Below are 12,836 nucleotides of genomic sequence, written 5' to 3'. Positions count from 1 at the left end.
GACGGGGCCTAGTACCGCGTGACCGCGGTCCCGCCGCGGCCCGGTTCCGTGCCGATCGCGATGTGGGGGTCACGGCCGGGGTCGGCCCAGGCCAGGATGCGGCGCATGGCGCCGGCCGGGACCGAGACGCAACCCGCCGTGGCGGCGCGGCCGTTCACGTGGAGGAAGATCCCGGCGCCGCGTTCGCGGACCGGGTGGCGGTAGTTGAAGCCGATGACGAGGGCGTGCGCGTACTGCCGCCCGAAGTCGGCGAGGTGCTCGGACTCCCCGGGGGCGCAGTCCTCGGGCAGCGGTTCGACCCAGCGGTTGTAGGAGTCCGAGGCGTTGTCCTGGCACCACCAGGAGTCCTCGGTGACCGGCAGGTACCGCGTCGCCGTGCCGGGGGGCGGGGCCTTGGTGCCGAACGCGAACGGGAGGTCGTACAGCCCGGTCGGGGTGGTCGAGGTGTCCTGCACCCGGGTCCCGCCCTCGACGAGGCCGCCGCCGCCGAAGCGGGCGGCCGCGGAGCCCGCGGCGACCCAGCGGCCGTCTCGGCGGTCCCACCAGGTGAGCGTCCCGGTGGTGGCCTCCGGGGAGGCGGCGACCGCGGTGATCAGCTGGGTGCCGCCGCCGGTGTCCGCCATGCGGTCCGGCAGTGCGGGCGGCGACCAGGGGACCGCGGCCGCCGTGCCGGCCACGACGGCCGGCACGGCGAGGCGCGTCAGTGCCGCGCGCAGGCTCAAGCGGGGAGCTGCGCCTCGATGGCGGCGACGATCTCGTCGGCCTCGGGCTCGGTGCGGGGGCGGAACCGGCCGACGACCTGGCCGTCGCCGCCGACGAGGAACTTCTCGAAGTTCCACTGGACGTCGCCCGCCTGGCCCTCGGCGTCGGCGGTCTCGGTCAGCGCGGCGTACAGCGGGTGCCGCTGCTCACCGTTGACGTCGGCCTTCTCGTAGAGCGGGAAGCTCACGCCGTAGGTCGCGGAGCAGAAGGTCGCGATCTCCTCGGCCGTGCCCGGCTCCTGGCCCGCGAACTGGTTGCTGGGGAAGCCCAGCACGGTGAACCCACGGTCGGCATACCGCTTCTGCAGCCGCTCCAGGCCCTCGTACTGCGGGGTCAGACCGCACTTGGAGGCCACGTTGACGATCAGCAGGGCCTTGCCCCGGTGGTCGGCGAGGGAGGCGGGCTCACCGGTGAGGGTGCGCAGCGGGATGTCGTAGATGCTCACGTTCGGATCTCCTCGTTTGGGGCGCGGACGGACCACAGGTCGTCCATTCAACCCCGGTCACGGTGCCGATCTTCCCATGGGAGGGGGTCCGCGGCACGACCGCGGCGTGCCGTCAGTGCTCGGTGACCCGCCCGGAGTCGACCCGGATGCGGCGGGTGGTGTGGACGGCCTCCAGCATGCGGCGGTCATGGGTGACCAGCAGCAGGGTGCCGTCGTAGGAGGCGAGGGCGGACTCGAGCTGCTCGATGGCCGGCAGGTCGAGGTGGTTGGTGGGCTCGTCGAGGACGAGGAGGTTGACGCCGCGGCCCTGCAGGAGGGCGAGGGCGGCCCGGGTGCGCTCGCCCGGGGAGAGGGTCGCGGCGGGGCGCAGCACGTGGGCGGCCTTGAGGCCGAACTTGGCCAGCAGGGTGCGGACGTCGGCGGGGGCCGTGTCGGGGACCTCCGCGCAGAAGGCGTCGAGCAGCGACTCGCCGCCGAGGAAGAGCCTGCGTGCCTGGTCGACCTCGCCGACGACGACTCCGGGCCCGAGGTGGGCGGCGCCGGCGTCCAGCGGGACGCGGCCGAGGAGGGCGGCCAGGAGGGTGGACTTGCCGGAACCGTTGGCGCCGGTGATGGCGACCCGGTCGGCCCAGTCGACCTGCAGGTCGACGGGCCCCAGGGTGAACCCGGAGCCGCGGTGGACCTCGGCGCCGCGCAGCGTGGCGACGACCGCGCCCGCGCGGGGAGCGGCGGCGATCTCCATGCGCAGCTCCCACTCCTTGCGGGGCTCGTCGACGACGTCGAGGCGTTCGATCATGCGCTGGGTCTGCCGGGCCTTGGCGGCCTGCTTCTCGGTGGACTCGGAGCGCAGCTTGCGGCCGATCTTGTCGTTGTCGCTCGCCTTGCGGCGGGCGTTGCGGACGCCGTGCTCCATCCAGTTGCGCTGCATCCGGGCGCGGGACTCCAGGGCGGCCTTGGTGTCGGCGTACTCCTCGAACTCCTCGCGGGCGTGACGGCGGGCGGTCTCCCGCTCCTCCAGGTAGGCGGCGTAGCCGCCGCCGTAGGTGTTGACCTGCTGCTGGGCGAGGTCGAGTTCGACGACCTTGGTCACGGTGCGGGTGAGGAACTCGCGGTCATGGCTGACGAGGACGGTGCCCGCCTTCAAGCCCCTGACGAAGGCCTCCAGCCGCTCCAGGCCGTCGAGGTCGAGGTCGTTGGTGGGCTCGTCGAGCAGGAAGACGTCGTAGCGGCTCAGCAGCAGGGACGCCAGGCCGGCGCGGGCGGCCTGGCCGCCGGACAGCGCGGTCATCGGGAGGTCGAGGCCGACGGTCAGGCCGAGCGAGTCGGTGACCTCCTCGGCGCGCTCCTCGAGGTCCGCGCCGCCGAGGGCGAGCCAGCGCTCCAGGCCGTCGTTGTAGGCGTCGTCGGCGCCGGGCGCCCCGTCGACCAGGGCCTGCGTGGCGGCGTCGAGCTCGGCCTGGGCGGCCGCGACCCCGGTGCGGCGGGCCAGGAAGGCCCGTACGGTCTCGTCCGGGCGGCGTTCTGGCTCCTGCGGGAGGTGGCCGACGGTCGCGGTGGGCGGGCTGAGCCGCAGCTGCCCCTGCTCGGGTGTGCTGAGGCCCGCGAGCAGGCGCAGCAGCGTCGACTTCCCGGCACCGTTGGCACCGACCAGGCCGATGACGTCGCCGGGGGCGACGACGAGGTCGAGGCCGGAGAAGAGGACGCGGTCCCCGTGGCCGGCGGCGAGATCCTTGACGACAAGAGTGGCACTCATCAGGCTGCCGATGCTATCGCCCCGCCGGCCCGCGCCCCGCGGCCCGTGTGCGGCCCCCGGGACGGCCGCCGGCCGTCCCCGATCCAGGGAGGACCAACCGTGCCGAGCAACAAGGCCCTCGTCCGCCGTCCGGGTCCGCGCCTCGCCGAGGGGCTGGTGACGCACGTCGAGCGCTCCCCCGTCGACACCGGCCTCGCCGCGCGCCAGTGGGAGGGGTACGTGGCGGCGATGCGCGCCGCCGGCTGGGAGACGGTGGAGGTGCCGGCCGCCGACGACTGCCCGGACGCGGTCTTCGTGGAGGACCCGGTGGTCGTCTTCCGCGACGTCGCGCTGCTCGCCCGGTCCGGTGCCGTGTCCCGGCGCCCGGAGACGGCCGGGGTCGGGGAGGCGGTGGCGGCGCTGGGGCTTTCGGTCGACCGGGTGCGCGAGCCGGGCACCCTGGACGGCGGGGACGTGCTGAAGACGGGGGACACCGTGTACGTGGGCCGGGGCGGGCGGACCAACGCCGAGGGCGTCCGGCAGCTGCGGTCCGCGTTCGAGCCGCTGGGGGCGCGGGTGGTCGCCGTTCCCGTCACCAAGGTGCTGCATCTGAAGTCGGCGGTGACGGCGCTGCCCGACGGCACGGTCATCGGGTATCCGCCGCTGGTTGACGACCCGTCGGTCTTCCCCCGCTTCCTGCCAGTGCCGGAGGAGGCGGGGGCCCACGTGGTGCTGCTCGGCGGCGGGCGGCTGCTGATGGCGGCGAGCGCGCCGAGGAGCGCGGAGCTGCTGGGTGATAGGGGATATGAGCCCGTATCAGTGGATATCAGTGAGTTCGAGAAGCTCGAGGGATGCGTGACCTGCCTGTCCGTTCGCCTGCGGAACCTGTACGCCTGACGGCGGGTTGCCTTTTCAGTGGCACCTAACCTACGGTTTCGTAACTTACGATTCCGTAAGCACTCTCAGCGAACCGCCAGGAGCCCAGCGTGACCATTGCCCCGTCCCAGAGTGCCGGTTCGGAAGCATGGAGTGACACCAGGCTGCTGTACGCCTTGGAAGAGGTCGTCGAGACCGAGATCAACCGTCACCTGAAGGCGGCCAAGGAGTGGATGCCCCACGAGTACGTCCCGTGGAGCCAGGGCCGCGACTACGACGGTGTGATGGGCGGCGAAGCCTGGGCGCCCGAGCAGTCCAAGGTCACCGAGATCGGCCGGATATCGCTGGTGGTCAACCTGCTCACGGAGGACAACCTCCCCAGCTACCACCACGAGATCGCCACCCTCTTCGGCCGGGACGGCGCCTGGGGCACCTGGGTCCACCGCTGGACCGCGGAGGAGGGCCGGCACGCCATAGTGATGCGGGACTACCTGCTCACCACCCGCGCCGTGGACCCGGTGGAGCTGGAGCGGCTGCGCATGCACCACATGTCGGAGGGCTTCGAGTCCGACAACGCGCACAGCATGCTGCACTCGGTGGCGTACGTGGCGTTCCAGGAACTGGCCACCCGCATCTCGCACCGCAACACGGGCCGCGAGTCGGGCGACCCGCTGTGCGAGCGCATGCTGGCGCGCATCGCGACCGACGAGAACCTGCACATGGTCTTCTACCGCAACCTGCTGGCGGCGGCGCTGCAACTGGCGCCGGACCAGGCGATGCAGGCGATCCGTGACGTGGTCGTCGGCTTCCGGATGCCGGGGCACGGGATGCCCGGCTTCGAACGCTCCGCGGCGCGGATCGCCATCGGCGGCATCTACAACCTCCGCATCCACCACGACGACGTGCTCCAGCCCGTACTGCGGCACCTGAAGGTGCTGGAGACCTCGGGGCTCGGCCCCGAGGGCCTGAAGGCACAGGAGGAACTGGGCTTCTTCATGGGCGAGCTGGACAGCCAGGCCCGCAAGTTCGAGGAGCGCCGGGACGCCCTGATGGCCCGGCGGGCCGCGCGCGCCTGACCGAGCGGTGCGCGGTGGGGCGCCTCCCCGGCGGCGCCCCACCGTGGCGGGCCGTCAGCGCGCCAGCGTGGCGACCTCGCCCGTCATCCAGATCAGGCGTTCGCCGTTGTGCTCGAACGCGCGCCGGCTCACCATGCCCATCCGCAGGTAGAAGCCCTCGGCCCGCGGCTCCGCGCCGACCCCGAGCAGGCGCGCGTCCAGCGCGACCGCCCGCCGCACCAGATGGCCCCACAGCAGGCCCCCGACCCCGGTGCCGATGGACGTCCGGTCGACGAACAGCAGACCGATCCCCAGGTAGGCCTCGTGCTCGTTGAGCGTGTAGAAGCCGACGGGCACGCCGTCCTGCTCGGCGACGGTGGCGTGCCGAAAGGCGATGTCCGCCGCCGTGAGCTTCGGCGTCACGTCGGGGACGTCCTCCACGCGACCGCCCACCCAGTGCGACTTCGACCTCAGGACCAACGCGTCCAGGAACGGCAGCTCCTCCGAACGGGCCGGACGGATCACGACACCTTCCATGCCACGAGCGTGGCAGCGCGCGGGCCGCGGCGTCATCGGTTTTCCGGCCCCGGCCCGGACCGGGGGCCCCGACCCACCGGGGGAGGCATGGGCTCCGATGACATCCTTGAGCGGTGTTCCCCTCCGGTTGCTCGGGCGCGGTGTTCTTCGACGTCGACGGCACCCTCGTGCCCGGCACGAGCTCGTCGGCCTTCCTGGCCGGCTTCCTCGGCCATCGGGACGAGTTGACCGCGGCCGAGGACGCCTACACCAGGGGCGCCATGGACAACCGGCAGGTCTCCGAGCTGGACGCCGCCGGCTGGGCGGGCGTGCCCGAGGGGTGGGTCGCCGGGTGGCTCGACGGGCTCCCCCTGGTCCCGGGCATCACGGAGACGGTGGCCTGGTGCCGGAGGAACGGACTGGCGCCCGTGCTGGCGACCCTCGCCTGGTCGCCGGTCGGCGCCCACCTGAGCGAGCGCTTCGGCTTCGACGCGTTCAGCGGCCCCCGGTTGGAGACCTCCGGCGGCCGGTTCACGGGCCGGGTCGCCCGGCACTTCGACGAATACGGCAAGAGGGACTTCGCCCTCGCCCACGCGCGAGGGCTGGCCCTGGCCCCCGGCGCCTGCGGGGCCGTCGGCGACAGCCGCTCCGACCTGCCGCTGTTCGCGTCCGTCGGGCTGAGCGTGGCGTTCAACGCCTCGGCGGACGCCCGGGCCGCGGCCACCGTCCCGGTGGACGGCGAGGACCTGCGGGAGGTGCTTCCCGCCCTGAGCCGCCTGGTCGCGGCGGTTCGTTGACGACGGGACTCAGCCGTGGGCGGGGCCCAGGGCCCAGGCCGCGGCGGAGAGCGTCGCCATCGACAGCAGCGTGGAGAGCATGACCGCGTCCCGGGCGAGGGCCGTGCTCAGGTCGTACTGGCGTGCGTAGATGAAGACGTTCTGGGCGCTCGGCAGCGCGGAGAGGATCACCACCGCGAAGAGCTGCTGCGCCGGCAGGTGCAGGACGAGGCTGCCGACGGCCCATGCGGCCAGGGGCTGGACGAGGGTCTTGATGAGGACGGTGACCCCGATCTCCGCCCGGATCGCCGGGCCCGTGGCGGCCGGGCGGCCGTGCAGCGACATGCCGAGGGTGATCAGCGCGGTCGGCACGCCCGCGTCGCCCAGCAGCTCGACGGAGTGGCCGAGCGCGGCGGGGAGCCGCCAGCCGGCCGCGGAGAACGCGCAGCCGAGTGCGGCACCGAGGATGACCGGGGTGCGCAGCGGCATCAGCAGCATGCGCGCGGCACCGCCACCCGCCCGCCCGCGCCCGGCGGCGCCGGTACCCGCGTCGAGGACGGTCAGGATCACCGGGGTGACCAGCAGCACCTGGAAGAGCAGTACCGGGGCGACGAACGAGGCGTCGCCGAGGATCTGCGCCGCGACCGGGATGCCCAGGTTGGCGGAGTTGACGTACCCGGCCGCCATGCCGCCGATCGCCTGGTCGGGCAGGCGCCGCCCGAAGAGCCACCGGCTGACGGCGAACCCGAGCAGGCACGCCAGGGCCGTTCCGGCCGCGAAGGCGATCACGGACGTGTTCGCGAAGGCGTCCAACGGTGTTCCGGCGACCGTGGCGAAGAGGGCGGCCGGCATGGCGACGTGGAAGACGAACCGCCCGAGGACGGACTCCGCCTGCTGCCCCAGCAGCCCGGTCCGGCCGACCACGTAGCCCGCCGCACTGAGGGCCCATATGGGGACGAAGCCCGACAGGAGGGGCGGCAGGGCGTGCATGGAACCTCGGGTCGTCCGGTGAGCCGTAGGGCGCGGTCCCGGGATCGCCGGGCGGCCCGGTGCAGTCAATCAGGCGGCCTCCGGGCCGCCGCACCGGGGCCCGGGCGGAAAATCATGCAAGCACGCTTGATTGTTTCCTGCCGCGGTGCCAGCCTGTGACGCGCACGGCTTCGCTGACGCTGCGTCATTCAGGGGGACCTTTGTCCGACCCCACACCCGTACTGGACGATCTGCGGGACGAGAGCGAGGGCCTGGACGCCCTGGTCGCCCCGCTCGGGGAGGGCGCCTGGGCGGCGCCGACGCCCGCTCCGGGGTGGACGATCGCGCACCAGATCGCCCATCTGGCCTGGACCGACCGGCAGTCCGTGCTGGCGGTCACCGACCCGGAGGGCTTCGGCTCCGTGGTGGAGAAGGCCGCCGCCGCGGTCGACACCTTCGTCGACGCCGGCGCCGAGGAGGGCGCGGCGCTGCCGCCCGCCGAGTTGCTGGCGCGCTGGCGCTCGGGGCGGGCGGAGCTGCAGGCCGCGCTGCGGGCGCAGCCGCCCGGGACGCGCTTCCCGTGGTTCGGACCGCCGATGAGCGCCGCGTCCATGGCCTCGGCCCGGCTCATGGAGAGCTGGGCGCACGGCGAGGACGTCGCGGACGCCCTCGGCGTCCGCCGACCGCCGACCGCGCGGCTGCGGCACGTGGCGCGGATCGCCGTACGGGCCCGCGACTACGCGTACTTCGTCAACGGGCTGACCCCGCCCGCCGGGGAGTTCCGGGTCGAGCTGTCGGCCCCCGACGGCACGCTGTGGGCGTACGGCCCGAAGGACGCAGCGCAGCGCGTCACGGGCCCGGCGCTGGACCTGTGCCTGCTGGCGACCCGCCGCCGGCACCGCGCCGACCTGGCCGTACGTGCCGAGGGCGAGGACGCCGACCGCTGGCTGGACATCGCCCAGGCCTTCGCGGGACCGCCCGGGCGGGGTCGCGAGCCGCGTGAGGGAGGAACGGCGTGAACGCCGAGAACCGTACGACCATGCTGGAACGCCTCGCCGAACTGGAGGCCGAGCACGAGAAGGCGCTCGCGGGCGGCGGACCCAAGTACGTGGACCGGCACCGGTCGCGGGGGAAGCTGACCGCCAGGGAGCGGGTGGAGCTGCTGCTGGACCAGGACAGCCCGTTCCTGGAGCTGTCGCCGCTCGCGGCCTGGGGCAGCGACTACCCGGTCGGCGCGTCGCTGGTGACCGGGATCGGCGTGATCGAGGGCACCGAGTGCGTGATCACCGCCAACGACCCCACGGTGCGCGGCGGGGCGAGCAACCCGTGGACGCTGAAGAAGGCCCTGCGGGCCAACGAGATCGCGCTCTCCAACCGGCTGCCGCTGGTCAACCTCGTGGAGTCGGGCGGCGCCGACCTGCCCAGCCAGAAGGAGATCTTCATCCCGGGCGGCGCGCTGTTCCGGGACCTGACCCGGCTGTCGGCGGCCGGCATCCCCACCGTCGCCGTCGTGTTCGGCAACTCCACGGCCGGCGGCGCGTACGTCCCCGGGATGTCCGACCACGTGATCATGGTCAAGGAGCGCTCCAAGGTGTTCCTCGGCGGCCCGCCGCTGGTGAAGATGGCCACCGGCGAGGAGAGCGACGACGAGTCGCTGGGCGGGGCGGACATGCACGCCCGTACCTCCGGCCTCGCGGACTACTTCGCGCTCGACGAGCCCGACGCCCTGCGCACCGCCCGCAGGGTGGTGGCCCGGCTCAACTGGCGCAAGCAGGGCCCCGCCCCGGCCGCCGCCTACGACCCGCCGCTGTACGACGAGGACGGGCTGCTGGACATCGTCCCAGCCGACCTGAAGACCCCCTTCGACCCGCGCGAGGTCATCGCGCGGGTCGTGGACGGCTCGGAGTTCGACGAGTTCAAGCCGCTGTACGGGCCGAGCCTGGCGACCGGCTGGGCGCGGGTGCACGGCTATCCCGTCGGGATCCTCGCCAACGCGCAGGGCGTGCTGTTCAGCGCCGAGTCGCAGAAGGCCGCGCAGTTCATCCAGCTCGCCAACCAGTGCGACATCCCGCTGCTGTTCCTGCACAACACCACCGGCTACATGGTGGGTCGCGAGTACGAGCAGGGCGGCATCATCAAACACGGCGCCATGATGATCAACGCGGTGTCCAACTCGAAGGTCCCGCACATCTCCGTCCTGATGGGCGCGAGTTACGGAGCCGGGCACTACGGCATGTGCGGCCGGGCGTACGACCCGCGCTTCCTGTTCGCCTGGCCCAGCGCCAAGTCGGCCGTGATGGGGCCGGCGCAGCTCGCGGGGGTGCTGTCCATCGTGGCGCGGCAGTCCGCGGCCGCCCGGGGCCTGCCCTTCGACGAGGAGGCCGACGCCGGGCTGCGGGCGATGGTGGAGCAGCAGATCGAGTCCGAGTCCCTGCCGATGTTCCTGTCGGGGCGGCTGTACGACGACGGGGTGATCGACCCGCGCGACACCCGCACGGTGCTCGGCGTGTGCCTGTCGGCGATCCACAGCGCACCGGTCGAGGGCGCCCGTGGCGGCTTCGGCGTCTTCCGGATGTGAGGAGCACCTGACCGTGATCGCATCAGTGCTGGTGGCCAACCGCGGCGAGATCGCCCGCCGTGTCTTCCGTACCTGCCGCGACCTGGGCATCGCCACGGTCGCCGTCCACTCGGACGCGGACGCGACCGCCCCGCACGTACGGGAGGCGGACGCCGCCGTGCGGTTGCCGGGCGACGCGCCCGCCGACACCTATCTGCGCGGCGACCTCATCGTGAAGGCCGCCCTCTCCGCGGGCGCGGACGCCGTCCACCCGGGCTACGGGTTCCTGTCGGAGAACGCCGAGTTCGCCCGGTCCGTCATCGCGGCGGGCCTGACCTGGATCGGGCCCGCACCGGAGGCCATCGAGGCGATGGGCTCCAAGACCCGGGCCAAGCGGCTGATGGCCGAGGCCGGCGTCCCGGTGCTGGAGGCCGGTCCAGGCGACCTGCCCGTGCTGGTCAAGGCGGCGGCGGGCGGCGGCGGACGCGGCATGCGCGTCGTCCGCGAGGCGGCCGACCTGGAGCAGGAGCTGTCCGCCGCCCGCGCGGAGGCGCTCTCCGCCTTCGGGGACGGCGAGGTGTTCCTGGAGCCGTACGTCGAGGACGGCCGGCACATCGAGGTGCAGGTGCTGGCGGACACGCACGGCACCGTGTGGACGCTGGGCGAGCGCGACTGCTCGGTGCAGCGCCGCCACCAGAAGGTGGTCGAGGAGACCCCGGCGCCCGGCATCACCGACGGGCTGCGCCGGACACTGCACGAGGCCGCCGGGGCGGCGGCGCGGGCCATCCGCTACGTCGGCGCGGGGACGGTGGAGTTCCTGGTGTCGGCGGACGGCCGGCCGTACTTCCTGGAGATGAACACCCGTCTCCAGGTGGAGCACCCGGTGACCGAGTGCGTCTTCGGCGTGGACCTCGTCGCGCTCCAGCTGGACGTCGCCGAGGGCGGGCGGCTCCCGGCCGCTCCCCCGGCGCCCTCCGGGCACGCGGTCGAGGCCCGGCTGTACGCGGAGGACCCGGCCCGCGACTGGCAGCCGCAGACCGGCGTCCTGCACCGCTTCCGGGTGCCGCGGGCGCCGGGGCTGCGGGTGGACGCGGGCTTCGGCGACGGCGACCGGATCGGCGTGCACTACGACGCGATGCTCGCCAAGGTCGTCGCCCACGCCCCCACCCGCTCGCAGGCGCTGCGGCTGCTCGCGCGCGCCCTGGAGCGGGCCCGCGTGCACGGCCTGGTGACCAACCGCGACCTGCTCGTACGGGTGCTGCGCGACCCGGACTTCACCGCGGGGCGGCTGTCGACGGCCTTCCTCGACCGGCTCGGCCCGGCGCCGGCGCAGGACGGGGCCGCGCTGCGGCTGTCGGCCCTGGCCGCCGCGCTCGCCGACGCCTCGGGACGCCACCCGCTGGGCGGCTGGCGCAACGTACGGTCGGCGCCGCAGTCCAAGACCTACCGCGCCGAGCCGGCTGGCGCGGAGTACGAGGTCCGCTACCGGCTCGGCCGCGACGGCCTCGCCGCCGAGGGCCACCCGGACGTACGCCTGCTGGAGCACGGGCCGGGACACGTGGTGCTGGAGGTCGCCGGGGTGCGCCGGGCCTTCGACGTCGCGGTCTACGGGGACGAGGTGTGCGTCGACGGCCCGTCGGGCTCCCACCGCTTCACCGCGCTCCCCCGCTTCCCCGACCCGCAGACCCAGCTCGCGCCCGGCTCGCTGCTGGCCCCGATGCCGGGGACGGTCGTCCGTGTCGCGGACGTCGCCGTCGGCGACAAGGTGGCCGCGGGGCAGCCCCTGCTGTGGCTGGAGGCCATGAAGATGGAGCACCGCGTCGCCGCCCCGGCGGACGGTGTGCTCACCGCACTGCACGCCGAGGCCGGCCGCCAGGTCGACGTCGGAGCCGTACTCGCCGTCGTTCAGGAGGATTCCCCATGAGCGGTACGCCCGCTGTGAACGGACCGACAGGCACCTTCGACAACGTCCTGCTGGAGAGCGAGGAGCGGCGTGCACTGCGCAAGGCCGTCTCCGACCTGGGGCGCCGCTATGGGCGTTCGTACTTCCTCGACGCCGTCCGCGAGGGGCGGCACACCGACAAGCTGTGGCAGGAGGCCGGCGCGCTCGGCTACCTCGGCGTCAACCTGCCGGAGGAGCACGGCGGCGGGGGCGGCGGCCTGGCCGAACTCGCCATCGTGCTGGAGGAACTGGGCGCCGCGGGCTGCCCGTTGCTGCTGCTCATCGTCTCCCCCGCGATCTGCGGCACGGTCATCGCGCGCTTCGGCACCGAGGAGCAGAAGCGCCGGTGGCTGCCCGGGCTCGCGGACGGCTCGACGCGGATGGCGTTCGGCATCACCGAGCCGGATGCCGGTTCCAACTCGCACCGCCTGACGACCACGGCCCGCCGGGACGGCTCGGACTGGCTCCTCACGGGCCGCAAGGTCTTCGTCTCCGGGGTCGACATCGCCGACGCGACGCTCATCGTGGGCCGCACCGAGGACGCCCGTACGGGAAAGCTGAAGCCGTGCCTGTTCGTCGTGGAGCGCGAGACGCCGGGCTTCGAGTTCCGGCCGATCGACATGGAACTGTCGGCGCCCGAGAAGCAGTTCCACATCTACCTGGACGACGTGCGGCTGCCCGCCGACGCCCTGGTGGGCGACGAGGACGCGGGGCTGCTGCAGCTGTTCGCGGGCCTCAACCCCGAACGCGTCATGACGGCCGCCTTCTCGATCGGCATGGGCCGCTTCGCGCTGGACGCCGCCGTGGACTACGCCCGCACCCGGCAGGTGTGGAAGGCACCCATCGGCTCGCACCAGGCCATCGCCCACCCGCTGGCGCAGGCCCACATCGAGCTGGAACTGGCCCGGCTGATGATGCAGAAGGCCGCGTTCCTGTACGACGCCGGGGACGACATGGCGGCCGGTGAGGCCGCCAACATGGCGAAGTACGCGGCGGCCGAGGCGGGCGCGAAGGCCGTCGACCAGGCCGTGCACACCCTGGGCGGCAACGGGCTGACGGCCGAGTACGGGCTGGCCTCCCTCCTCACGGCGTCGCGCGTGGGTCGCATCGCGCCGGTCAGCCGGGAGATGATTCTCAACTACGTCTCGCACCACACGCTGGGTCTGCCCAAGTCCTACTGAGCACGTCCTACCGAGGAGGGGGGAA

At 73.5% G+C, this 12,836-nt stretch carries 12 protein-coding genes; 7 read left to right on the top strand and 5 right to left on the bottom strand.

All coding sequences use genetic code 11. The annotated features are described in order from the left end of the window. Window positions 1-8: 8 nt before the first annotated feature. The 3 genes from AC1VWI_RS35905 to AC1VWI_RS35895 all read right to left on the bottom strand — a co-directional run bounded on the left by AC1VWI_RS35905 (window position 9) and on the right by AC1VWI_RS35895 (window position 2,960). Complete coding sequence (locus tag AC1VWI_RS35905; RefSeq protein ID WP_499516995.1) at window positions 9-689, bottom strand: L,D-transpeptidase family protein; 681 nt, start codon at window positions 687-689, stop codon at window positions 9-11. 29 nt (window positions 690-718) lie between these two features. After that, window positions 719-1,207: a glutathione peroxidase gene (locus AC1VWI_RS35900; RefSeq protein WP_499515182.1), complete on the bottom strand. Its 489-nt coding sequence runs from the start codon at window positions 1,205-1,207 to the stop codon at window positions 719-721. 112 nt (window positions 1,208-1,319) lie between these two features. After that, window positions 1,320-2,960, bottom strand: a complete 1,641-nt coding sequence (locus AC1VWI_RS35895; protein ID WP_499515181.1) for an ABC-F family ATP-binding cassette domain-containing protein — start codon at window positions 2,958-2,960, stop codon at window positions 1,320-1,322. A 99-nt stretch (window positions 2,961-3,059) separates the two neighbouring features. Between AC1VWI_RS35895 and ddaH the strand changes: the two genes are divergently transcribed. After that, a complete protein-coding gene (gene ddaH / locus AC1VWI_RS35890) occupies window positions 3,060-3,836 on the top strand; it encodes a dimethylargininase (protein ID WP_499515180.1) in 777 nt (258 codons plus the stop codon). An 89-nt stretch (window positions 3,837-3,925) separates the two neighbouring features. Continuing rightward, window positions 3,926-4,891 carry an acyl-ACP desaturase gene (locus AC1VWI_RS35885; RefSeq protein ID WP_499515179.1) on the top strand — a complete coding sequence of 322 codons (966 nt, stop codon included), beginning with the start codon at window positions 3,926-3,928 and terminating at the stop codon, window positions 4,889-4,891. A gap of 54 nt (window positions 4,892-4,945) precedes the next feature. Here AC1VWI_RS35885 and AC1VWI_RS35880 read toward each other — a convergent pair whose 3' ends face one another. Further along, entirely contained in the window at window positions 4,946-5,407 is a 462-nt protein-coding gene (locus tag AC1VWI_RS35880) for a GNAT family N-acetyltransferase (protein WP_499515178.1), read from the bottom strand. A gap of 140 nt (window positions 5,408-5,547) precedes the next feature. On the opposite strand from AC1VWI_RS35880, the gene AC1VWI_RS35875 reads away from it, so the two are divergent. After that, window positions 5,548-6,183, top strand: coding sequence for an HAD family hydrolase (locus tag AC1VWI_RS35875; protein ID WP_499516994.1), 636 nt, complete (start codon window positions 5,548-5,550; stop codon window positions 6,181-6,183). Between the two features lie 9 nt (window positions 6,184-6,192). Here AC1VWI_RS35875 and AC1VWI_RS35870 read toward each other — a convergent pair whose 3' ends face one another. After that, window positions 6,193-7,152, bottom strand: a complete 960-nt coding sequence (locus AC1VWI_RS35870) for an AEC family transporter (RefSeq protein ID WP_499515177.1) — start codon at window positions 7,150-7,152, stop codon at window positions 6,193-6,195. A 200-nt stretch (window positions 7,153-7,352) separates the two neighbouring features. Between AC1VWI_RS35870 and AC1VWI_RS35865 the strand changes: the two genes are divergently transcribed. Genes AC1VWI_RS35865 through AC1VWI_RS35850 form a run of 4 tightly spaced genes read left to right on the top strand, consistent with a single transcriptional unit; the run spans window position 7,353 to window position 12,811 of the window. Beyond that, the gene (locus AC1VWI_RS35865) at window positions 7,353-8,150 is read left to right on the top strand and encodes a TIGR03084 family metal-binding protein (protein ID WP_354795259.1); all 798 of its coding nucleotides are present in this window, start codon (window positions 7,353-7,355) and stop codon (window positions 8,148-8,150) included. A gap of 20 nt (window positions 8,151-8,170) precedes the next feature. After that, a complete protein-coding gene (locus tag AC1VWI_RS35860) occupies window positions 8,171-9,709 on the top strand; it encodes an acyl-CoA carboxylase subunit beta (protein WP_499516993.1) in 1,539 nt (512 codons plus the stop codon). 13 nt (window positions 9,710-9,722) lie between these two features. After that, a complete protein-coding gene (locus tag AC1VWI_RS35855) occupies window positions 9,723-11,612 on the top strand; it encodes an acetyl/propionyl/methylcrotonyl-CoA carboxylase subunit alpha (RefSeq protein ID WP_499515176.1) in 1,890 nt (629 codons plus the stop codon). Further along, a complete protein-coding gene (locus AC1VWI_RS35850; protein WP_499515175.1) occupies window positions 11,609-12,811 on the top strand; it encodes an acyl-CoA dehydrogenase family protein in 1,203 nt (400 codons plus the stop codon). The genes AC1VWI_RS35855 and AC1VWI_RS35850 overlap by 4 nt, the downstream gene beginning before the upstream one ends. The last annotated feature ends 25 nt before the right edge of the window (window positions 12,812-12,836 follow it).

The organism is Streptomyces sp. TOM-9 (genome assembly GCF_056858595.1).
Note: the sequence above shows the minus strand (reverse complement) of the source record. Positions and strands in the feature narration are given on the sequence as shown.